At 66.6% G+C, this 21063-nt stretch carries 20 protein-coding genes; 10 read left to right on the forward strand and 10 right to left on the reverse strand.

What is annotated here, in order from left to right; genetic code table 11:
- The first annotated feature begins 65 nt into the window (after positions 1-65).
- The 6 genes from C7I55_RS19115 (at position 66) to C7I55_RS19140 (ending at position 6203) form a co-directional block, all read left to right on the forward strand.
- Complete coding sequence (locus C7I55_RS19115; RefSeq protein ID WP_106514604.1) at positions 66-1862, forward strand: acyl-CoA dehydrogenase C-terminal domain-containing protein; 1797 nt, start codon at positions 66-68, stop codon at positions 1860-1862.
- 256 nt (positions 1863-2118) lie between these two features.
- Positions 2119-2517 (forward strand): DUF2147 domain-containing protein, encoded by a 399-nt coding sequence (locus tag C7I55_RS19120; RefSeq protein WP_106514605.1) that lies wholly within the window; start codon positions 2119-2121, stop codon positions 2515-2517.
- 78 nt (positions 2518-2595) lie between these two features.
- Positions 2596-3897: an OmpP1/FadL family transporter gene (locus tag C7I55_RS19125; protein ID WP_199192922.1), complete on the forward strand. Its 1302-nt coding sequence runs from the start codon at positions 2596-2598 to the stop codon at positions 3895-3897.
- A gap of 86 nt (positions 3898-3983) precedes the next feature.
- Complete coding sequence (locus C7I55_RS19130; RefSeq protein ID WP_106514606.1) at positions 3984-4733, forward strand: electron transfer flavoprotein subunit beta/FixA family protein; 750 nt, start codon at positions 3984-3986, stop codon at positions 4731-4733.
- Positions 4730-5659 (forward strand): electron transfer flavoprotein subunit alpha/FixB family protein, encoded by a 930-nt coding sequence (locus C7I55_RS19135; RefSeq protein WP_106514607.1) that lies wholly within the window; start codon positions 4730-4732, stop codon positions 5657-5659. Before C7I55_RS19130 ends, C7I55_RS19135 begins: the two co-directional genes overlap by 4 nt.
- Before the next feature lie 169 nt (positions 5660-5828).
- Positions 5829-6203 (forward strand): GFA family protein, encoded by a 375-nt coding sequence (locus C7I55_RS19140; protein ID WP_199192924.1) that lies wholly within the window; start codon positions 5829-5831, stop codon positions 6201-6203.
- 22 nt (positions 6204-6225) lie between these two features.
- Here the strand turns inward: C7I55_RS19140 and C7I55_RS19145 are convergent, their stop codons facing one another.
- The gene (locus C7I55_RS19145; RefSeq protein ID WP_158266502.1) at positions 6226-6876 is read right to left on the reverse strand and encodes a nuclear transport factor 2 family protein; all 651 of its coding nucleotides are present in this window, start codon (positions 6874-6876) and stop codon (positions 6226-6228) included.
- Here C7I55_RS19145 and C7I55_RS28250 point away from each other — a divergent pair.
- On the forward strand, positions 6844-7377 hold the full coding sequence (locus C7I55_RS28250) for a hypothetical protein (RefSeq protein WP_158266503.1): 534 nt from the start codon (positions 6844-6846) through the stop codon (positions 7375-7377). The genes C7I55_RS19145 and C7I55_RS28250 overlap by 33 nt on opposite strands.
- A 95-nt stretch (positions 7378-7472) precedes the next feature.
- Here the strand turns inward: C7I55_RS28250 and C7I55_RS19150 are convergent, their stop codons facing one another.
- Entirely contained in the window at positions 7473-7826 is a 354-nt protein-coding gene (locus C7I55_RS19150; protein WP_106514609.1) for a UrcA family protein, read from the reverse strand.
- A gap of 123 nt (positions 7827-7949) precedes the next feature.
- On the opposite strand from C7I55_RS19150, the gene C7I55_RS19155 reads away from it, so the two are divergent.
- Positions 7950-8903 (forward strand): LysR family transcriptional regulator, encoded by a 954-nt coding sequence (locus tag C7I55_RS19155; RefSeq protein ID WP_106514610.1) that lies wholly within the window; start codon positions 7950-7952, stop codon positions 8901-8903.
- Between the two features lie 33 nt (positions 8904-8936).
- Positions 8937-9461: a DUF2939 domain-containing protein gene (locus tag C7I55_RS19160; RefSeq protein WP_106514611.1), complete on the forward strand. Its 525-nt coding sequence runs from the start codon at positions 8937-8939 to the stop codon at positions 9459-9461.
- Here C7I55_RS19160 and C7I55_RS19165 read toward each other — a convergent pair.
- The gene (locus C7I55_RS19165) at positions 9458-10342 is read right to left on the reverse strand and encodes a LysR family transcriptional regulator (protein WP_106514612.1); all 885 of its coding nucleotides are present in this window, start codon (positions 10340-10342) and stop codon (positions 9458-9460) included. The two genes, C7I55_RS19160 and C7I55_RS19165, sit on opposite strands and share 4 nt — an antisense overlap.
- A gap of 44 nt (positions 10343-10386) precedes the next feature.
- The gene (locus C7I55_RS19170; RefSeq protein ID WP_106514613.1) at positions 10387-11178 is read right to left on the reverse strand and encodes a transporter; all 792 of its coding nucleotides are present in this window, start codon (positions 11176-11178) and stop codon (positions 10387-10389) included.
- 148 nt (positions 11179-11326) lie between these two features.
- Here C7I55_RS19170 and bla point away from each other — a divergent pair, with 148 nt between their 5' ends.
- Entirely contained in the window at positions 11327-12193 is an 867-nt protein-coding gene (bla, locus tag C7I55_RS19175; protein WP_106514682.1) for a subclass B3 metallo-beta-lactamase, read from the forward strand.
- On the opposite strand, the gene C7I55_RS19180 is transcribed toward bla, so the two are convergent.
- Genes C7I55_RS19180 through C7I55_RS19205 form a run of 6 tightly spaced genes read right to left on the reverse strand, consistent with a single transcriptional unit; the run spans position 12171 to position 21012 of the window.
- Entirely contained in the window at positions 12171-13694 is a 1524-nt protein-coding gene (locus C7I55_RS19180) for a TolB family protein (protein WP_106514614.1), read from the reverse strand. The two genes, bla and C7I55_RS19180, sit on opposite strands and share 23 nt — an antisense overlap.
- A 58-nt stretch (positions 13695-13752) precedes the next feature.
- The gene (locus C7I55_RS19185) at positions 13753-15324 is read right to left on the reverse strand and encodes a serine hydrolase (protein ID WP_106514615.1); all 1572 of its coding nucleotides are present in this window, start codon (positions 15322-15324) and stop codon (positions 13753-13755) included.
- Positions 15321-16472, reverse strand: a complete 1152-nt coding sequence (locus C7I55_RS19190) for a YkvI family membrane protein (protein WP_233222300.1) — start codon at positions 16470-16472, stop codon at positions 15321-15323. The genes C7I55_RS19185 and C7I55_RS19190 overlap by 4 nt, the downstream gene beginning before the upstream one ends.
- Positions 16460-17506 (reverse strand): DUF1611 domain-containing protein, encoded by a 1047-nt coding sequence (locus tag C7I55_RS19195; protein ID WP_106514617.1) that lies wholly within the window; start codon positions 17504-17506, stop codon positions 16460-16462. The genes C7I55_RS19190 and C7I55_RS19195 overlap by 13 nt, the downstream gene beginning before the upstream one ends.
- A gap of 60 nt (positions 17507-17566) precedes the next feature.
- A complete protein-coding gene (locus C7I55_RS19200; protein WP_233222301.1) occupies positions 17567-19828 on the reverse strand; it encodes a TonB-dependent receptor in 2262 nt (753 codons plus the stop codon).
- On the reverse strand, positions 19825-21012 hold the full coding sequence (locus C7I55_RS19205; protein ID WP_106514619.1) for a dipeptidase: 1188 nt from the start codon (positions 21010-21012) through the stop codon (positions 19825-19827). Before C7I55_RS19205 ends, C7I55_RS19200 begins: the two co-directional genes overlap by 4 nt.
- Positions 21013-21063 lie beyond the last annotated feature (51 nt).

The following is a 21063-nucleotide window of genomic DNA, read 5'->3' on the forward strand; positions in this document are numbered from 1 at the left end:
AAGTTACATCGCGGCCGATCGAGGTCGCCACCCGAACCCAGACCATCTGATCGGAAGACCAGGACATGCAGACCTACAACGCACCCCTGCGCGACATGCGTTTCGTGCTCCACGAACTGTTCGCCGACGACGAATTCGGCGGGCTCGAAAAGTTCGAGGAATTCACCCCCGATCTGCTCGACGCGGTGCTCGAGGAAGCCGCCCGCGTTGCCCGCGACGTGTTGCTGCCGCTCAACGCCAGCGGCGACGAGGAAGGCTGCGTCCTGGAAAATGGCGTGGTCCGCACGCCCAAGGGCTTCAAGCAGGCCTATGACACGTTCCGCGAGGGCGGCTGGGCGTCGCTTGCCTCCGATCCGGAGTGGGGCGGGCAGGGGCTGCCGGAGACGGTCAACAAGCTCGTCGAGGAGATGATCTGCGCGTCGAACCTGTCGTTCAGCCTCTATCCGGGTCTGACCCACGGCGCCACCACGGCGATCGAGGGCCACGCGGCGGAGGACCTGAAGCGGGCCTATTTGCCCAAGATGGTCAGCGGCGAATGGTCGGGAACGATGTGCCTCACCGAGGCGCATTGCGGCACCGACCTCGGCCTGCTGCGCACCAAGGCGGTGCCGCAGGAAGACGGCAGCTACAAGGTGACCGGGTCCAAGATCTTCATCTCGGCCGGCGACCACGATCTGACCGACAACGTCATCCACCTAGTGCTCGCCCGGCTGCCCGATGCGCCGGCGGGCGTGAAGGGCATCAGCCTGTTCCTGGTGCCGAAATATCTGCCGAAGGACGACGGCACGATCGGCCCGCGCAACAATGTCGCCGTCGCCGGGATCGAGCACAAGATGGGCCTCAAGGCGTCCGCCACCTGCCAGATCGCGTTCGACGATTCGATCGGCTGGCTGGTCGGCCAGCCCAACAAGGGCCTGGCCGCGATGTTCACGATGATGAACACGGAGCGCGTTTCGGTGGGTATACAGGGTTTGGGGATCAACGAGATCGCCTACCAGTCCGCCGTCGCCTACGCCAAGGAGCGCCTGCAGGGGCGGGCGCTCGGCGGTGCCAAGCAGCCGGAGCTCTCGGCCGATCCGATCATCGTCCACCCCGACGTACGCCGCATGCTGATGACAATGCGCGTCTACGCCGAAGGCTGCCGCGCGCTCGGGCAATGGGCGTCGCGTGCGCTCGATGCCGAAAAGCACAGCAAGGACCCCGAGGTCCGCGCCCGCGCGACCGACTTCGTGGCGCTGATGACCCCGGTCGTGAAGGCGCTGTTCACCGATCTCGCCTCGGAAGCGGCGAACCTTGCGGTGCAGACGTATGGCGGCCACGGCTATATCCGGGAGCACGGCGTCGAGCAGTTCGTGCGCGATGCCCGTATCACCCAGATCTACGAAGGCACCAACGGCATCCAGGCGCTCGATCTCGTCGGCCGCAAGATGGCGGCGAACATGGGCCGGGCGATGCGACCCTTCTTCCACGCGGTCTCGGCGCTGTGCGAGGACCTCACCAAGAGCCAGGATCCGCAGATCTCCGCTTTCGCCGGCGCCCTGATGCAGAATTTCGGTGCGCTTCAGCTCACCACCGCGACCATCGCCCGCAAGGCGATGAAGGATCCGGAGGAAGCGGGCGCCGCGGCCAGCGAGTATCTGCGCATGCTCGGGCTGGTCGGGATGGGCTATACCTTCCTCAAGGCCGCGCAGATCGCCAAGGCGCGGCTGGGGGAGGGGAGCGGGGATGCGGATTTCTACACCACCAAGCTTGCCACCGCCGCCTTCTTCTTCGATCGGATCCTGCCGCAGGCGACGACATTGTTCCTGACGATCAAGACCGGCAAGGCCTCGATGATGGCCTTGCCTGCGGAAGCCTTCTGACCCGAGCGAGCTGGACGACGCGATTTACCGGCTGACGATAACCATTGTGCAACAAAGGCTTGCCAAGAGCATCATCCTGTCGCAGCGAGCGCTGCGACAGGATTGACCTATACGTAAGTTGCTGCTCCTATAGATCAGTCTCATAACGCAACGGTGATGTCGCAAGCGCCATCGGTGCAAGGACCGGCCCGGATGGGCGAAGTTCGACCGGAGGGGCGGAAACAGACCCCAATGGCGAGGAGTAAGGAGAGGATTGATGCTGATTACCATGCTCGCCATGGCGATGGCGGCGCCGCAGGATGCGGCGGTCGGCCGCTGGAAGACCGAGACACGCGGCGGTATCGTGGAGATCCAGCGCTGCGGCGCCTCGATCTGCGGACGTCTTCTGACGTCGGACCTTCTGCGCACCAACCCCAACCTCAAGGACGCCAGGAACAGCGACGCCGCGCTTCGCGGTCGCCCGCTGCGCGGCTTGCAGATCCTGAGCGGCTTCAAGGCCGACGGCACCGGCTGGAGCGGCGGCAAGATCTACAATGCCGAAGACGGCAAGACCTACACCGCGTACGTGACCCCTGAAGGCCCGAACCAGCTCAAGGTCAAAGGCTGCGTGTTCCGTCCGCTCTGCAAGACCCAGACCTGGACCCGCGTGCGCTGATCGCGTCACGCACACGTTTTTCCATACCCGTTTTCTGCTTCCCGGTACCGCGTGCCGTATCGCTTACAGGATGATCTGATGTCGTATCTCAAGACCGCTCTCGTTGCTGCCTCCGCCCTTACCGCCAGCTTCGGTTTCGCCACTGCCGCCAACGCCCAGGCTTTCTATCTGCAGGAACAGTCGGCGCGCGCTGCCGGCCGCGCTTTCTCGGGCGAGGGTGCCGACACCGGCGCCGCCTCCTTGTGGTGGAACCCGGCGGCCATCGCCGGCATCGAGACGACGGATGTGTCGCTGTCCGCCTCCCTTATTCTGCCGCGCGGGGAAGTCGCCAACAGCAACACTCTGATCCGCCGTCCCGGCCAGACCTTTGCCCCGGTGGGCGGCGATCCTGTTACCAAGAACCCGATCAACAATGGAATGCTTCCCGCCTTCGCCGTCGCTGTGCCGGTCAGCGATCGGCTCGCTTTCGGTCTCGCGGTCAGCTCGCCCTACAGCTTCACCACCGATTATGCGGAGGACAGCTGGGCCCGCTACACTGCCGACAAGACCAAGCTCTTGACCATGGATATCCAGCCCAGCGTTGCTTACGCGGTAACGGACTGGCTGCGCGCCGGTGCCGCGCTCAACGTCGAATATACCGACGCCAGCCTCTCCAATGCGCTGCCCAATCTCTCGGCAGCGCTTCCCGACGGCCGCCAGGTGCTGAAGGGCAATGGCTGGGATTTCGGCTGGTCCGCCGGCGTGCAGATGCACAATGAATTCGTCACCGTCGGCATCAGCTACAAATCGGCGATCAAGCACAAGCTTGACGGCTCGATCGAGATCAGCGGGCTGCAAGGTCCTCTCGCCGCGCAGAACCGCGAGCTCGACGGAGTCAGCGCCACCTTCTACACGCCGGCGCAGATCATCGTCGGCGCGCGGTTCAAGGTCAGCCCCGCGCTCACCCTCAACACCCAGGGCATCCGCTACACCTGGAGCAAGTTCGACGAGATCCGCCTCGGCGCGCCGCTCAACACGGCGATTCCCGAAGGCTATCAGAACAGCTGGAGCCTTGCCGGCGGCTTCGATTATCAAGCCTCGGAGAAGCTGATCCTGCGCGCCGGCGTGCAGCACGCGTCGACTCCGACCGTCGACGGCGAGCGCGACGCACGCGTGCCGGACGCCGACCGCTGGAATTTCGGTGCCGGCGGCACCGTCCAGGTCAACCCGCGTCTCGCGCTCGACGCCGCCTTCAACTATGTCCATTTCGACAAGGAGACGATCGATCGCACCACTGCCGCCTATGCCGGCACTGCCGCACAGACTCCGATCGTGGTCAACGGCACGCTGCGGGACGCCAAGGCGTTCATCATCTCGGTCGGCGGCCGGATGACGTTCTAAGGCACTGCCCCTCTCCCGTCGGGGCCCCGTCAAAGTGCAACTTTGATGGTCTCGAGGGAGAGGAACGCTTGTGAGGAGAAGGTTGCATGAAGCTGCTCGTGCCCGTGAAACGGGTGATCGATTACAATGTGAAGCCGCGGGTGAAGGCGGACGGCAGCGGGGTCGATCTCGCCAACGTCAAGATGAGCATGAACCCGTTCGACGAGATCGCCGTGGAAGAGGCGATCCGGTTGAAGGAGAAGGGTGTCGCGACCGAGATCGTGGTGGTGTCGATCGGCCCTGCCAAGGCGCAGGAGACGTTGCGCACCGCGCTTGCGATGGGCGCCGATCGCGCGATCCTGGTTCAGACCGACGATGCGGTGGAGCCGCTCGCCGTCGCCAAGATCCTGGCGAAAATCGCCGCGGAGGAGCAGCCCGGCCTGGTCGTTCTCGGCAAGCAGGCGATCGACGACGATTCCAACCAGACCGGTCAGATGCTCGCCGCTCTGCTCGGCTGGGCCCAGGGCACGTTCGCCTCCAAGGTCGAGGTGTCCGGCGACAGCGTCGACGTCACCCGTGAGGTCGATGGCGGGCTGGAGACGGTGAAGCTGAAGCTTCCGGCGATCGTCACCACCGATCTGCGCCTCAACGAGCCGCGTTATGCGAGCTTGCCCAACATCATGAAGGCGAAATCGAAGCCGCTCGCGACCAAGTCTCCGGCCGATTACGGTGTCGACACGACGCCGCGGCTGACGACGCTTAGCGTGCGCGAGCCGTCGAAGCGCGAAGCCGGAGTCAAGGTCGGCTCCGTCGACGAGCTGATCGACCGCCTCCGCACCACGGGAGTTATCGGATGAAGAGCCTCGTTCTCGTCGAACATGAAAATGGCGATCTGAAGGACGCCACCCTGTCGGCGGTCACCGCCGCTGCCAAGCTCGGCGAAGTCCACCTGCTGGTTGTCGGCGACAGCGTCTCCGGCGTTGCCGAGGCGGCGGCGAAGATTGCCGGCGTCGGCAAGGTCCACGTTGCCGAGGATGCCGCCTACGCCCACCAGCTGGCCGAGAATGTCGCGCCGGTCATCGCCCAACTCATGGGCCACCACGACGCGTTCGTCGCGCCGGCGACGACCACCGGCAAGAATGTCGCGCCGCGCGTCGCCGCCTTGCTCGACGTGATGCAGATTTCGGATGTGATCGACGTGGTCGATGCCGACACCTTCGTGCGGCCGATCTACGCCGGCAACGCGATCGCCACGGTCAAGTCGTCCGACGCGAAGAAGGTACTCACCGTTCGCGGCACGGCGTTCGAGAAAGCGGCGCGCGACGGCGGCTCCGGCACGATCGAGGCGGTCTCGGGCAGCGGCGATGCCGGCCTGTCCAGCTTCGTCGGCGCCGAGATCGCCGCCTCGGAGCGCCCCGAACTGACCAGCGCCAAGATCATCGTCTCGGGCGGGCGCGCGCTCGGCTCGGGCGAGGCCTTCCACCAGGTCATCGATCCGCTTGCGGACAAGCTCGGCGCCGCGGTCGGTGCCAGCCGCGCCGCCGTCGATGCCGGCTACGCGCCGAACGATTACCAGGTCGGCCAGACCGGCAAGATCGTCGCTCCGGAGCTTTATGTCGCGGTCGGCATTTCGGGCGCGATCCAGCATCTTGCCGGAATGAAGGATTCCAAGCTGATCGTTGCGATCAACAAGGACGAGGATGCCCCGATCTTCCAGGTCGCCGACATCGGCCTGGTCGGCGACCTGTTCAAACTGGTGCCCGAACTGACCGAGAAGCTCTAGAACTCCTCAGCGCCTCTTCCCTTCAGGGGGAGAGGCCGGGAAGAGGGGCAGTGCCTCTCCTCCCGCGCCCCCTGTCCGAGAACCAGTCTCCCCCTCTCCCTACCCTCTCCCCTGAAGGGGAGAGGAGGGGTACAGTGTGGTCGGGGGGCGACTCGGGAAGGAGCCGCTCGTGAGCGTTCGTGGAAGCTGCCACTGCCAGGCCGTCCGCCTGATCCTCACGGAAAGGCCGCACGAGGTCATCGCCTGCGATTGCTCGCTGTGCAGCCGGCGCGGAATGCTGTGGGCCCATTATGACGACAGCCAGGTCGCGACGGACGGGTATACGGAAGGCTATGTCTGGGGGAGCGAGACGATTCGCTTCCATCATTGCCCGAAATGCGGGTGCACGACCCACTGGCATTCCAATTCCCAGCTCGGCGGCCGGATCGGGGTCAACGCGCGATTGATCGAAGGCTTCCATGAAGCGGGAGGCGCCAGCACCTCGCAATATGATTTCGGCGACGGTCCCGTACCGATCAGCTTCCTCTCCGGCGCGAACGGCTGACGCCTGCGCACAGCGCCTCGCATCATCGTCGATCATCACCGGCCCACGCCGCCGTCCACCATATTCCTTCCGGGCCGCCGCGAACGGCGGTGGCGACCTTGCCATCAGGGCCGCGAGTGAAGCGCATCGTCGACAGCGGCCCGGCGCCGAAGCGATCGGGACCGATCGGAACCAGCGGCAACTTCGCGCCCGTCGTCCATTCGAGTTGGAGAAGCCCGTCCCGCTCGATCAGGCGGAAGCCGTCGCGCTTCGGGATCGAATAGGTCCCGATATAGTCTTCCAGCCGGGCCGCATCGGCGCTCGGTGCCTCGTGAAGCAATGCCGATTGGTGTCGTAGCTGGCGCCATTGGCCGCCTTCGAGGACGAAGGTGGTGGAGCCGCGCAACCAGGAATCGCGCCGGCCCTTCGGATCGCGAAAGCGCACGATCGAGCTTCGGATCGCGACCTCGCCGACCCGGCTGATCGTCCGATCATATTCCCGAATGTCGGAGATCTGCCGCGGAAGCTTGCCGCCGGCGACCAGCGTCAGCCAGATGTCGTAGCGATCCACCTGCCCGAAAGCGTGGAGCATCTCGAAACGGGGATGGACAAGCCGCCGGAGCGCGGCGACGTCGCGCGCTTCGACCGCCCGCTGGATCGATTGGAACGCCTCCTCGACGGCGGCGTCGGTCATCGGCGCCGCGGCCGCGAGCGGTGCGGAAACGGTAAACAGGACGGCAGCGACGCCGCACAATTGAGAACCTCGAAGCGACATCAATGCCCCGTCCATGGAGGGGACCCGCGCGGGCGAGTCGCCCTGGAGATTACTCCATATGCGCGGCTGCTGTCCCGACAGGATCATCTGAACTCGCGATGCGTCGATCTGCGATTTGATGCGTTAAGCCCCGAACCGACGAGCAATCCGCGACCTCCTTCGGGCGGAAGCCGCGGCCTCTTTCGGGCGGAAGCGGACGGCTCCGTTATGATTTTGGAAACGATGGATCCCTTACAAAGCACTATGCTTAGCGACGCGAGCCATCACATCAGCGATGCTGATCTTGCCGAAGTGCACCGGCTTGCCGCCCAAGGCCGCCGCATCCCCGACATCGTGCTCAAGGCGATCATGCGCCGCATGGAAGCGGCCGATGCGAGCCAGCGCCGGGCGGCAGACGCGGGCGTCGCGGAGAGAATGTGATCGCCCGAGCTTCCGCTATCCGTTTCACCATGCCGAAAGGGCGCTGAAGCTTCCGCTTCCGCGCCCTTGTTCGTGCCCGGCCGACCGCCGGACGTTCACCGGCTCCGCGCGGCGGCGGAATCGCCGGAGCTCGCCAGAAGGCGGTCCTCGCTGCTGCGGGACGCGGCGAGTGCCTGTTCGCGCTGACGCGCGGCCCCCTCGCGGGCTTCCACCCGGCAACGGCGGACATCGTTCTTGCCCTCCAGGTTGATGTCTGACGCGGTGCCGCAAAAATCGCGGATCGCGCCGGCAATGCGGCGATCGAGCTCGGCGACTCCGCGCGCGCTGCCGAGGTCGAGGTCGTCATAGGTGATGTGGGCCGCAGCCGGCTGCGATTGCGGCTGTTGGGCGGCGACCGGCGCGAAGATGAAAAGGGCGCCGACGGTCACCAGCGAAAGGGGGATTTTCATCGCTGTCTCCAGTGTTTCTGTGTGATGTGCCGGCGCCGGCGCAGAGCCTCTTTACGCCTAGCGCTGCAGGAATGACGAACAACGATGTTGCGAAGTCGTTCTGCAAAAGTGCAGAATAGCCCGATGCTCGACTGGAACGATCTTCGCTATTTCCTGGCCGTCGCCGACAGCGGCAGCACGCTTGCCGCGGGGCGCGCCCTGCGGGTCAGCCAGACCACCGCCGCCCGCCGGGTCACCGCGCTCGAGGAGTCGCTCGGCACGACCCTCTTCGAGCGACGGCAGGCCGGCTATGCGCTGACACCGGCGGGGGAAGCGCTGCTCGATCATGCCCGCAAGGTGGAAGCCGCGGCTTCGGCCTTCGCCGATGCCGCCGCCGCGCAGGTGCGCGAGGTCAGCGGGGGCGTGCGGCTGACCACCGAGGAAATCTTCGCGGTGACCGTGCTCGCGCCGATCCTGCGCGATCTGCACGAACTCCATCCGTCGATCCGGATCGAGCTCGACACGAGCGAGGAGGTTCGCGATCTCGCCGCCGGGGCCGCCGATGTCGCGCTGCGCAGCGCGGACACGCTTTCGGGCGGCGGCCTGGTCGGCCGACGAGTCGCGACCGGTGACTGGGCAATCTATTGCAGCCGCGCTTACGCCGAGGCGAACGGCCGGCCGCGCAGCCGGCGAGCGCTGCGCCGCCATCCGCTGATCGGCGGCGGCGGGCGCAACGTCTGGCTGCATTATGGCGAGTGGCTGAAGCGCAACGAGCTCGAGGACGCGGTGGCGATCCATCACGGCTCGGCGACCGGTCTCCTGTCGGCGGTGCGCTCGGGCTTCGGGCTGGCGGCCTTGCCCTGCTTCGTTGCCGATTTCGACCCCGACCTGATCTGCTGCCTGCCGCCGGGGCAAGAAGGCCACAAGGGGCTGTGGCTGCTGACCCACGAACGGCTGCGCCACGTGCCGCCGGTGCGCCTCGTGCTCGATTTTCTTGCCGAGCGTTTGACGAGGCTCGCGTATGAAGGCGAGCAACGCCGCGCATCCGCGCTCCAGGAGCCGTTGCTGCCGACGGCGATGCCTCCGGCCCGATCCTGACCCGCTTTCCTTTCTGCTGACTCGGAGACACGCATGCGCAAGACCCTCATCGCGGCCATTGCCGCCTTCGCGCTGGTGATCGCAGGCGGTGCCGGCTGGTATGTCTTCTCGCCGGGCTGGACGTTGCGATCGATGGTCGCGGCCGCCAAGGCGCGGGACGAGGCGGCCTTCTCCGCCTATGTCGATTATCCGGCGCTGCGCCAGGACATGAAGGCCGAGCTCACCGCCCGGATCGAGCAAGAATCGAAGAAGGACGGCAGCCCGCAGGCGAAGCTCGCAGGCGTGATGGGCTTGGCGCTGATCGGTCCGCTCGTCGATCGGATGGTATCGCCTTCCGCGATCAACCAGGCCTTCACGCGGCTGACGATCGAGCAGCCGAAGGACGCGTCCACCGGCAAGGACGAAAGGCCGGAGCCGGTGATCCGCCGTCAGGGGCTGAACCGCTTCGTCGTTGCCGGCAAGGACATGCCGGACAGCGGGCTGGTGTTCGCACGGCGCGGGCTTGGCTGGAAGCTGGTCGGGATCGATCTCCCCCCTGTGAAGGGCCCACAAGCCTAACCGGGATCGGCATCTCCGGCGGCCTCTGCCGTGATCCAGCCCTGGAACGCCGCCATAGCCGGGGTGGGCGCGCGTGACTTGAGCCAAGTGAGCCAGTAGCCGCCGGCCGGCGCGGCGGCGGCGAACGGCTGGACGATGGCGCCGGCATCGAGGAGGCGGGTGAACATCGCGGGTGGGGCGAGGGCGACGCCGAGGCCCTGCGCGGCGGCGTCGACCATCGCCAGCGACGAATCGAATACCGGGCCGCGCACCGGCGGCGCGGCGATGTCGGCGGCCGCAAACCACCGCGTCCACTCGTCGCTGCGATAGGAGCGAAGCAGGGTCTCGCGGAGCAGATCGGCGGGGCTCGCGAGCCGGGCAGCCACCGCGGGCGTGCACAAGGGCGCGAACGGGGCCTCCATCAACGGCACGGCATCCGTGCCGTGCCAGGCGCCGTCGCCGAAGCGGATCGCGAAATCCAGGCCCTCGGCGGCGATGTCGACCCGGTTGTTGTTGGTGAACAGGCGCAGATCGAGCGTCGGACAGGCCGCAGCGAGCGCTGGCAGGCGCGGAATCAGCCATCCCGTGGCGAAGGTGTTGACCGCGCCGACGGTGAGCACCTCCCGGGCGCGGCCTTCGCCGACATGCTCGAGCGCGTCGGCGATCCGATCGAAGCTGGCGACCAGGGTCGGCAGCAAGGCGAGCCCTTCGTCGGTCAGCGCGAGGCCGCGGGGCAGGCGGCGGAACAGCTTGTGCCCCAGCTTGTCCTCCAGTCCCTTCACCTGGTGACTGATCGCGGCCTGGGTGACGCAGAGCTCGATCGCGGCGAGGGTGAAGGAGAGGTGGCGTGCCGACGCTTCGAAGGCGCGGAGAGCATTGAGCGGAAGGTGGGGACGAACCATGCGCAATGGCTATCCCCATCAGCGGCGTAGCGGAAGCGCCCGGCTCAGAAGCGCTTGGCGACGTTCAGGTAAAGCTGGAGATCGGCTGCCTCGTGGTTGAGGCCGATATTCGCCCCGGCGCCGAATTGCAGCGACTCGCCCCGCATCATCGCCAGCGACAGCCCGGCGAGCCATTCGGTCGTGCCCTGCTCCTCGTCGCGCGATGCGGCCAGTTCGGCCGCCGCGCTGAGCGTGCCGGTGAGCGACGCCTCGAGGCCGGCGATGCCGCCATAAGCGAGATGGTGGCCGCCGCCGTCTTCGTCGGCGGCACCGTCGATCTCGCCGGTGAAGCCAAGCGAAAACGCATCGGTCAGCTCGTAGCTGACCGGCACCAGCAGGCTCGCGCTCCAGTCGCCGACGCCGATCGCCGATCCGCCGGTCGGCAAGGTGACGGAGGGCATCAAGGCAATCGAAAAGCCGGAGCCGTCTGGATTGGCAAGATTTTGTCGGAGTGCCAGCCGCACGTCTCCGGTGCCGTCCGCGCGGCGAACCGCGCCGTCGGCGGCGCGCTCGCGCACATGGCCATAAGCGGCCCAGCCTACCTGCGCTTCCAGCGAGTCGGTGACGCCGTAGCGAAAGAGCATGTCGCCGGTGAAAACCGTGTCCTCACGGCGTCCGGCGTCCTGATCGCGTGTCCAGTCGATCGCACCGAATTCGATCGCGGCGTGGTCCTTGTCGAGCGTGCAGCTTGGCGTGCCGAGTCCAGGCGCATCGGCGCAGAAGTCGCGCAGCGATTGGGCGCCGGCAGGCGCGGTGCAAGCGAGGCCGAGCAGGATCAGGGGCAGGAAGCGGTTCATCCTTCCCTTATAGCGACAGCTTGCCCTGAGAGCCCCCGATGCGCGGGCCGGCGATGCATTAGGTTTGCTCATGGCTGCGGCGACGGAAGATCCTTTGCCGCCGCAGCCGCGGCTGCGGCATCAGGCTGCAGACCTTGAAGGAGTGATGATGCGAAACATGATCCTGGCCTTGTCCGTCCTGGGCTGCACGATCCCGGCCGGCAGCCATGCCCAGAGCAACGATCAGCGGATCGAATGGAATCAGCCGATGGCGCCGTTCCGGATCGCGGCCAATGTCCATTATGTCGGCACCAGGGGGCTCGGCGCCTATCTGATCACCGATCCCAAGGGACATGTGCTGATCGACGGAGGGCTGCCCGAGAGCGCGCCGCTGATCGCGGCCAATATCCGGAAGCTCGGCTTTCGCCTGCGGGACGTCAAATACCTGCTGATCAACCATGCCCATTTTGACCATTCCGGCGGCCTTGCCGAACTGAAGCGGCTGACGGGCTCCAGGCTGGTTGCCGCGGCCGGAGACCGGGCCGATCTCGAAAGCGGTCAGGTCGCGGGACGGCCGGAACTGCCGCCGGCGCCCGCGGTCAACGTCGATCGGATCGTCCGCGACGGCGAGCGGCTTCGCCTCGGCGCGACTGTCCTGACCGCCAATGTGACGCCGGGGCATACGCGCGGCTGTACCTCCTGGTCGATGCCGACTAAGGCGGGGACGATCCTGTTCGCCTGCAGCCTCACCGTCGCCGGCCAGAAGCTGATCGATGATCCGACCTATCCGAACGCCGCCGCCGATTTCCGCGCGACCTATGCCAGACTCAAGGGCATGAAGGTGGACATCTTCGTTAATTTCCACCCTGAATTCTTCGACATGGAAGCCAAGCGCGCGCGCCAGCTGGCAGGCGACTCTCAAGCGTTCGTCGATTCCGGCGAGCTTCGGCGGCAGGTGGAGAGCGCGGAGCGCGGGTTCGAGAAGGAGCTTGCCGCGCAGCAGGCCCGCGCCGTCAGCGCACCAGCCGGTAACTGACGAAGGCGATCTGCTTCCCGTCCGGGGACCAGCTGGGGACGTTGATCGTCCCCTGGCCGCCAAACAGCCGGGTGAGCACCCGCGGCCGTGCACTGCCGTCGGCAGGCATGATGCGGAGCATCACGTCGCGGTTCGGCGGGTGATCGCCAAGGGCGACGTCGAGACCGAAGGAGATGAACACGATCCATTTCCCGTCGGGCGAGAAATGCGGAAACCAGTCCCGCCAGGCTGGGTCCCTGGTGACCTGCTCGGGATCGCTGCCGTCCGCGCCGATCCGCCAGATCTGCATTGCGCCCGACCGTGCCGAGTTGAAGTAGATGTGGCGGCCGTCGGGCGAGTATTCCGGACCGTCGTCGAGGCCCGGCGCGGTCGAGAGCCGCCGCTCGGCACCGCCGGCGAGATCCTTCGCGTAGATGTCGAAGTCGTTCGTTTCCGGCCGCGTCGCGGTATAGGCGATGGTGCGCCCGTCGGGCGACCAGCCATGCCAATAGGACGGTGTCGAGGCATGGCCGGCGACCAGCCGCGGCGTCTTCGATCCGCCGATCGGCAGCACGTAGATGCGGGAATGATCATCGGCCTGCGACTGATCGGAGATGGCGAGCCAGCGGCCATCGGGCGAGATGCCGTGATCGTTGTTGTTCTTGCGCTGCGGCCCGGTCTCGATCGCGTCCGGCGTGCCGCCGGCCGGCGGGATTCGGTAGAGCAGCCCCTTGCTGTTGTAGATCAGCCACTGGCCGTCACGAGTCCAGTTCGGCGCCTCGATCTTGCCGTCGAAATGGCGGACGACGCGGCGGCTCTCGGCGCCGGTGACGTCCATCACCTCGAGCGTGCTTTCAACGGCGGCGGGATAGCCGGTGTCCGGCACGTGGGCGAGCGTCGGCACGCGCAGCGCGACGTTGGCGAAGGTCGCCGTTTCGGTCACCGCATCGTCATGCGCGGAGACCGCGAGGCCGACATGATAGGGACCCGCGAAGCCGATCGGCGTGTTGCCGCCGGCGTGCCGCAGGACTCCGTCGGCACCTGCGACCGAGAAGAAGACATAGGCCCCCTCGCGCTCGAGCCGCAGCCGTTTGGCACCCGTCGCGTTGGATCGGATCTCGTGGGTCGGCCCGTCCTGGACCTCGCGATATTGCAGCGAGACGAGGCCGTCGCCGTGGAGCATGACGTCGGCATAAGGCGATCCCGGCGTCAGATTCTGGCGGATCATCAGACCGGCCTTGCGGTGCGGATCCTTGCCGGCGCCGAGGAAGGCGACGTCCGCCTCGATATGAAGATCGCCCGATCGGACGGTCGAGAGATAGCGGAAGGCGTCCTCGCTGCCCCAGATGTTCGCGCCGCCGCCGGTGATCCGGTAGGTGCCGGCGGCATCGCGCACCGCTGCCCCTGTCTTGCCGACCTTGCCGATATCGACCGACCGTTGGAAGTCGCCGACCCTCGCCGGCTGGGCTGCAGCCGGCGCGGCCAGAGCCAGCGCCAGTACGCAAAACCAGTTCCGTCCCATCGCGTCCCTCCGATTTCGTCTTGGTCGTAGACCGAAAGAGGTGGAGAGGCGAGTGGGCTCAGTTGGCCGCCGCGACCGGTGCGAACTCGAGATCGCGATAGTCGTAGCTGAAGTCGGCGATCGGCGAGACCGGCTGCATCGTGATCCGCGCCACCTTGCCTGCGGCATCGAGCGCGAAGGTGACGTAAGCGGGCTCGACGACCGGATCGTTGAACCGCGTCCTGAAGGTCTCGTACTGATGATGATCGAGCGTCGCGCCGAGGCCGGGCCAATGCGGGAACTCCACCGCGAGCTTGCCCGCTTTCTCGCGGATCTTGATCGTTCCGAACCAGGGATCCTTGTAATCGCCGGCATAGCGGGCAAGGGGGAGCGAAGGGCCGACCTTTGCCGGCTGCGCCGCCGGGGTCTGCAGGAAAGCGATCGCCTCCTTCTGGCGAGTGTCGAGGAAGGCGGTGAAGGCTTCCGGCCATTGGCTGCGGGGACGGCCGAGATAATGGTCGATCAGTTCGTAGGTGAGGCCGGCGAGCATGCCGGATTCCTCGCTGTTCATCATGATCGAAAAGCCGACATTCTTCTCGGGGATCAGCACCACCTGGGTGATCGATCCGAACACGCCGCCCCCATGCATGACGATCTTCGCGCCATGATAATCGCGCACGTTCCAGCCGAGCGCATAGGTGCTGAAGGTCGCCTGGGTCTGCCGGATCGGCTCGGGCCAGGGGCTGATCGGCATCAGCACCTGCGGAGTCCACATCTCTTTGGCCTGCGCCTCGCTGAACAGGCGCGCCTCGCCCGGAAGATCGCCCTGGGCAAGCTGCAGCGTCAGCCACTTGCTCATGTCCTCGGCGCTCACCGACAGGCCGCCGGCGGGGGCGGCATTGGCCGGGATCACCGCTTCGGGGCCGAGCGGAACCTGCTCGCCGACACCCCGAATCACGCCGTTCACCCGGGCATGCGGGCGCGCGACATTGCCGGCCGCCGCGCGTCCCGCCGCATCGACGGTGGTGCGTTTCATGCCGGCCGGGCGGAGCACGTTCCGGAGCATGAACTGCTCCCAGCTCTGCCCGCTGACCTCCTCGATCAGCTGGCCGGCGACAACGTAGAGAACATTGTCATAGGCATAGCTGCTGCGGAAGCTCGTCGCCGGCGGAATGAAGCGCAGGCGGCGCACGATCTCCTTGCGCGTCAAGTTGCTTCGCGGGACGAACAGCAGGTCGCCGGCGCCGAGCCCGAGGCCGCTGCGATGGACGAGCAGATCGCGGATGGTGAATTCGCGCGTCACCCAGGCGTCCCACAGCCGGAAATCCGGCATGTGATCGATCACCTTGTCGTCCCACTTGATCTTGCCCTGATCGACGAGGATGGCGAGCGCGGCCGACGTGAACGCCTTGCCGGTCGATCCGGTGAAGAACAATGTGTCGGTGTCCACCGGCTTGGATGCGGTGAGATCGGTCACGCCGAAGCCCCGCGCGAAGGTGGTGCGGCCATCCTCGACGATGGCGATCGCGGCACCGGGCGTTCCGGAGCTCTTGCGCAGGGCTTCGACCCGCTGCGCGAGATCGGCGGGCGGTGCGGCGAGGGCGGTCTGCGAAAGCAGAGCGACGGCAAGGACAAGACAAGCGCTCTTCATGGGCGGTCTCCGGCTGCGAGGACAGGGATGGGACGATCGCGCCGGAGCAACCGCGCAAGGCCGATCGTCGCGAGCGGAAGCACGAAGACGACGAGCATGATGTAGCCGAACGCCCCATAGCCTCGGGCGATAAGGTCGATCAGGCCGAACCAGGCGGCGATCGTGCCCGATCCGACGACGAGCAGCGCGCTGGCGCCGAGGCGCCCGGCCAGCGGGAAGCGTCGCCCGCGGCCTCGCAGCGCTTCGTCCAGCCGCTCGATCAGCGCATTGACCATGCCAACGCCGGTTTCAAGCAAAGCGCAGAAGATCATCAGCTGGAACAGGATCGCGAACCACGGAGCGCCGATCCGCTGCAGCAGGAAATCGGACGGCAGGGTGGCAGCCCCGACCTCCGGATACCAGGCAATCATCGCCAGAAAGAAGAATATGGCCGGCACCATCGCCAAGGGCCCGGCGACCAGTCCGGCGATCGCCGCATCGCGGCGGCGGCTGATGTGGCGCAGGAACGGCACGACCGCGACCGCGCCGATCAGGTTGTAGCCCGCATAAGTGGTGCCGCCGGCGATCCAGCCGGTGGTCGGAACAGCCAGCGCGAGATGCGGCCCCACGCGATCGCCGAACGCGGCCAAGGCAAGCAGGATGAAGACCGCGTAGACGATGTAGATGACGCTCGAGGAATAGCGGAACATGCGCTCCGCGGTGGCGGTGCCGAGGGTGGTGACCGCGATCGTCGCGGCCATCAGCGCGAATGTGCCGGTCCAGGCGGGCGCGCCCAGCGACGCTTCGCCGATGCTCCCGGCGGCTGCGGCCATCACCGCAAGCACCAGGATCATCAATAGCACGTAGACGATTTCGAACAGGATCCAGAACGGCCCCAGCAGGGCGCGAAAGAAGGTGCGGTAATCCTGGGCTCCGACCGCGACTGCGAAGACGAAGGTAAGCGCGCAGACGGCGCTCCAGATCGCCATTGCCAGCACCAGGCCCATCAGCCCGCCGACAGGACCGCTGCCGAGGAAGAATTCGGCGATTTCCCGGCCGGTGGCGTAGCCGCCGCCGATGACGACGCCCTTGAAGGCGAGGCCGGGCAGCAGGAAGCGTTCGAACCAGCTGCCCGATCCTGGCTCTGCCCGCGCCATCAGGCGAGACAAGCGGCGATCAGGCGCTCGAAGCGCGCGCCGCCCCGAACCGGATCCGCCACCGGCAGGCCGAGCCGCTCGGCCTCGGCATCGAGCAATGCCGACGCCTCCGCATCGGAGAGATGGGCGGTGTTGATGGTCACGCCGCCGCAGCGGATGGCGGGATTGGTGCGCGCACCGAGCGTATGCGTGAGCGCGATCACCTCCTCGATTTCGGGCAGGGCGAATCCGGGTGTGCCGAGGATGGTCTCGCGCCCGGCCTCGTGGCAGGCGATGAAGATGTCCGGCTGGCTGCCGTGGAGGAGCGCGAGCGAAACTCCGGCATAAGCGGGGTGGAAGAGCGAGCCCTGGCCTTCGATCACGTCCCAGTGCGCCGGATCGGCGTCAGGGCTGAGCATTTCCGCAGCGCCGGCCGCGAAATCGGCGATGACCGCGTCCATCGGGATACCACCGCCCGAGATCATGATGCCGGTCTGGCCGGTGGCGCGAAAATCCACGTCGACGCCGCGATTGCGGAATTCCCGAGCGATCGCGAGGGCCGTATATTTCTTGCCGAGCGCGCAATCGGTGCCGACGGTGAGCAGGCGCTTGCCGCTGCGCTTGCGCCCGGTTGCGATCGGTATCGCAGCCGGGGGCGAGCGGACGTCGATCAGCCGCCTCCCGAAGCGCGACGCCGCCTCGGCGATGTCGGGGAGGCTGGCGAGCCGGACATGCATGCCGCTGACGATGTCGAGCCCGGCGGAGAGCGCCTCGACCAGAGAAGCGCGCCAGGAGATCGGGATGATGCCGCCGCTATTGGCGACTCCGATCACCAGCGCGCGGGCGCCTTTGGCATAAGCGGCCGCCGGCCGCATGTGCGGGAGACCGGTGCTGACGGCATCCGGCGAGCAGGCGAACTCGCCGACGCATTTGTCGCGAGCCCAGTCGCGCAGGCCGAACGCGGTCTTGGCGAAGCCGGGCTCGATCGTATCGCCCAGGAACAGAAGATAGGGCTGGGGAAGATCGGTCTCGATCGCCAACGGCGGAACAGGACGCGCGGCTATCATCGGTGGGGATGCTCCGGACTTTCGAGGACGAACAGCGCGGCAGGTGCCGCGATCACCATGTCAGAAGCCGGCCGTCAACGTGACGCCGACGGTCCGCGGCCGGATGATGCCGGTGCCGACGGCATTGTTCGGAAGCGTTCCGGGGTCGCCGAACCTCGAGGTGCGTCCGCGCGCATTGGTGAGGTTCTTCACATAGGCCTGGACGGTGAAGCGGCCGAGATCGACGCCGGCGCGGAGATCGACGACCTCGTAGCCGGAAAGTAGCGGCTGCCGCCCGAACTCCTCGCGGAAGGAGGGATCGAACTCGGCGACCTGCTCGCCGACGAAGCGGAGGTTGGCGCCGACGAAGGGCGCGACATTGCCCATCCGCCAATCGTAATCCACCGAGACGTTCGCGCTCAGTTCCGGCGTGTTCGGCAATGGATCGCCGTCGAGGCCGCCGACCAGCGGATTGGTATCCTCGGTCAGCTGCGCATCGACATAGGCTGCGTTGAAGCCGATGCTGAGCCCGGCGGTCGGCCGCACGGTCGCCGTGACTTCGCCGCCGACGCTGCGTGCCGTGCCGCCATTGATGTTCAAGCCGACATTGTTGATCTGGGCGATCAGCTGGATGTCCTTCCAGTCGAGATAGTAGACCGATGCGTCGATGGCGAAGCGCCCGTCGGCGGTCTCGGCCTTGGCACCGAGCTCGAAGCTGGTCAGCCGGTCGGACTCGTAGCTCCCCGGCGTTCCGGGAGGGGCCGCGGTGGGCAGAACGTTCGGGCCGCCGGGCCGGTAGCCGCTGGCGACGCGGGCGTAGAGCGAGGCGTGCTCGCTCACTTCGAAGCGCGGTGCCACCGAGTAGGTGAACACGGTTTCCGAGGATGAGGAATCCTCAAAGTTCGATGGTCCGCCGACCAGCAGGCCGTCCAGCGCCTGTGTCGCCGATTGCTCATTGCGGCTGACGCGGCCGCCGAACGTCACTTCGAAGCGCGGGCCGAGGTGGATGGTGGCGTTGCCGAACGCGGCGATCTCCTCATAGTCCGAGACGAGCTGGGCGGCGCCAAGCAGGGGCAGACCCGTCGCCGGCGTTTCGGCCGGCCGATCGAAGGCGGTGAAATCCTGGTCGATCGCCGAATCCTCGTTGGTGTAGTAAGCGCCGAGCAGCCATTCGAACGTGTCGCTTTCCGGGGACACGAGTCGGAATTCCTGAGTGAACTTCTTGGTCTCGGTGACCTGCGACTGGAAGAGACCCAGCGGACGCCCGAGCACCGCCGAGATCAGCCCCCCGAACTGAAAGGTAAGGTCCGACAGCAATTCCTGGTGGAAGATGCCGTAGCTGGTCGATGACATCAGGCTGGCGAAGCCGAAGTCCCAATCGACCGCGCCATTGTAGAGCCGGTAATCGACATCGTTGAACTCGGGTATGATCTGCGACTGGCTGAGCCGGCCGTAGAGCAGGGCGCCGGTCGCCCGGTCTGATTCGACGTAGGACGAGGAATCGACCTCGATATTCTGGGCAAGCGCCGACAGGCGAATGCTGAGCCGGTCGGACGGCTTGAACAGCGCCGAGACGCGGCCGCCAAAGACCTTGGCATCGTTGATATCCTCCTCGACATCGGAGCCTTCGGTGCCGATCGAGTCGATGAACCCGCCAATCTCCCGATAGAAGCCGCTCGCGCGGACGGCGAACGTGTCGCTGACAGGCACGTTGACGATCGCGCCGCCGGAATAGCTCATGTCCCCGCCGGAGACGGTCTCCGCGCCGATCTGGCCGCGGACCAGGAAGTCCTTGGTGTCCGGCGCATTGGTGACGAACTTGAGCACGCCGCCGAGCGAACTCGCGCCGTAGAGTGTACCCTGCGGGCCGCGCAGCACCTCGACCCGCGCAATGTCGAACGTGTCGAAATCGCCGGCGAGGATCGCCGCATTGGCGAGGCCGCTCGACGATCCGAACGGGGTTTCGTCGACATAGACGCCCACCGTCGAGGCGACGCCGCCGGTGTTGATGCCGCGCAGCGAGATGCGGGTGACGCCCGGCGTGGTCGCTTCCAGGCTGAGGCCGGGAACGAGGCCGACATAATCCTGGAAATCATTGGCCTGCTGGCGCTGCAGGGTCTGCTCGCCGACCACGGTGATCGATTGCGGGACTTCGATCAGCACCTGCTCGCGCTTCTGGGCGGTGACGATGATCTCCTCGTCGCTGCCGGCATAGCGGTCGGCATCGCTGGTCGGGGCGTCGCCGGCGGAAGACTCCTGCGCGGCCGCGGGCGCGGCGAACAGGAACGTCGCCGCCGACGCGGCGAGCGCCGCACGCAGGCTCATGGTCACGGAGCGTTTCATTCCCCCAGTCCTTTCTTGTCTTTTGCTGCCGCCGGCGCTGCCGGAGTCCATGCGGCGCCGAGCAGGCGCCGGAAGTTTCCGCCCAGGATCAGGGCGATGTCGGCGTCACCGTGCCGGCGCCGAACCAGTTCTTCGGTAAGGTCGTAAACCTTCCGCGGATGATCGAAGCCGTCGGTATCGATGCGCTGGCGAAAGGCGTAGCTCGCCGTGTAAAGCGCCTTCAGCTTCGCATATTCGGCGGGCGGCATGTCGTCATAGCCGTTGAGGTCGGCGTCGGAGCCGATGCCGACATGCTCGATCCCGACGAGCCGCGCGACATGCTCGATATGGTCGGCGATGTGGCCGACATTGGTCGGCTCCTGGGTGCGCACGAACATGCGCACGCCGGTGATCCCCATCACCCCGTCCTTTGCGGCCAGAGCGCGGATCGCCTCGTCCGATTTGTTGCGGGGGTGATCGGCGAGCGCGCGGCAATTGGAATGGGTGATCGCCATCGGCCGGGTGGTCAGCGCGATCGTGTCGAGCGTGGTGCGGTCGCCGCAATGGGAGACGTCGATGAGCATGCCGACCCGGTTCATCTCGGCAATGATCTCGGCGCCGTAGGAACTCACCCCTCCATCCGCCCGATCGGTGCTGCCGGAACCGAGCCGGTTCTGGCTGTTGTAGGTGAGCTGGGCGCAGCGCAGGCCGAGGCCGTGGAAGAAGGCGACATCCTCCACCGCCTCGAACGGAGAGGCGTTCTGCAGGCCCATGATCATCGCGATCCTGCCCGCCTGCTTGGCGCGGTCGAGATCGGCGGCTTCGTCGACCAGCAGGAAGAGATCGGCGTGGCGTCCCGCGAGCCCATGCTGGGCGGCGAGGAAGGCGAGGGCCTCCTCCTTGGAGCCGACGCCGACGGCATTGTGCATCGCGCTCAGCCCGGACGCTCGGAAGTCGGCGAGTTCGCGCTCCGAATAGGGGCGGCTATGGCCTTCGGGCGTGAAGTCGATCCGCGGCACCGCGAGCATGTCGACGACCAGCGCGCGGCGGACCAATTCGACCGTCCGGGCCGAATAGGTCGGCCCTGCCGCCCCGGCGACCGAGTAGCGGCCGAAATTCACCATCGGAAAGGCGACCGTGGCAGCGGCGGCTGCAAGCATCGTCCTGCGTGTCGGCCGAGAGGGGAAGCGGTTCGCGTTCGGCATTTTCCTCTTTCCGAGGATGTGTCCTGATCAGGACAGTAATCACCTGAACAG

Source organism: Allosphingosinicella deserti, from assembly GCF_003012735.1.
GTDB lineage: Bacteria > Pseudomonadota > Alphaproteobacteria > Sphingomonadales > Sphingomonadaceae > Allosphingosinicella > Allosphingosinicella deserti.

Coding starts and splice junctions, on each gene's coding strand:
- C7I55_RS19165 (WP_106514612.1), bottom strand. CDS start 10,342: ATGGTTCGTCCCCACCTTCCGCTCAATGCTCTCCGCGCCTTCGAAGCG.
- C7I55_RS19120 (WP_106514605.1), top strand. CDS start 2,119: ATGCTGATTACCATGCTCGCCATGGCGATGGCGGCGCCGCAGGATGCG.
- C7I55_RS19185 (WP_106514615.1), bottom strand. CDS start 15,324: ATGAAGAGCGCTTGTCTTGTCCTTGCCGTCGCTCTGCTTTCGCAGACC.
- C7I55_RS19155 (WP_106514610.1), top strand. CDS start 7,950: ATGCTCGACTGGAACGATCTTCGCTATTTCCTGGCCGTCGCCGACAGC.
- C7I55_RS19160 (WP_106514611.1), top strand. CDS start 8,937: ATGCGCAAGACCCTCATCGCGGCCATTGCCGCCTTCGCGCTGGTGATC.
- C7I55_RS19195 (WP_106514617.1), bottom strand. CDS start 17,506: ATGATAGCCGCGCGTCCTGTTCCGCCGTTGGCGATCGAGACCGATCTT.
- bla (WP_106514682.1), top strand. CDS start 11,327: ATGCGAAACATGATCCTGGCCTTGTCCGTCCTGGGCTGCACGATCCCG.
- C7I55_RS19150 (WP_106514609.1), bottom strand. CDS start 7,826: ATGAAAATCCCCCTTTCGCTGGTGACCGTCGGCGCCCTTTTCATCTTC.
- C7I55_RS19115 (WP_106514604.1), top strand. CDS start 66: ATGCAGACCTACAACGCACCCCTGCGCGACATGCGTTTCGTGCTCCAC.
- C7I55_RS19130 (WP_106514606.1), top strand. CDS start 3,984: ATGAAGCTGCTCGTGCCCGTGAAACGGGTGATCGATTACAATGTGAAG.
- C7I55_RS19200 (WP_233222301.1), bottom strand. CDS start 19,828: ATGAAACGCTCCGTGACCATGAGCCTGCGTGCGGCGCTCGCCGCGTCG.
- C7I55_RS19180 (WP_106514614.1), bottom strand. CDS start 13,694: ATGGGACGGAACTGGTTTTGCGTACTGGCGCTGGCTCTGGCCGCGCCG.
- C7I55_RS19135 (WP_106514607.1), top strand. CDS start 4,730: ATGAAGAGCCTCGTTCTCGTCGAACATGAAAATGGCGATCTGAAGGAC.
- C7I55_RS19125 (WP_199192922.1), top strand. CDS start 2,596: ATGTCGTATCTCAAGACCGCTCTCGTTGCTGCCTCCGCCCTTACCGCC.
- C7I55_RS19205 (WP_106514619.1), bottom strand. CDS start 21,012: ATGCCGAACGCGAACCGCTTCCCCTCTCGGCCGACACGCAGGACGATG.
- C7I55_RS19145 (WP_158266502.1), bottom strand. CDS start 6,876: ATGACCGACGCCGCCGTCGAGGAGGCGTTCCAATCGATCCAGCGGGCG.
- C7I55_RS19170 (WP_106514613.1), bottom strand. CDS start 11,178: ATGAACCGCTTCCTGCCCCTGATCCTGCTCGGCCTCGCTTGCACCGCG.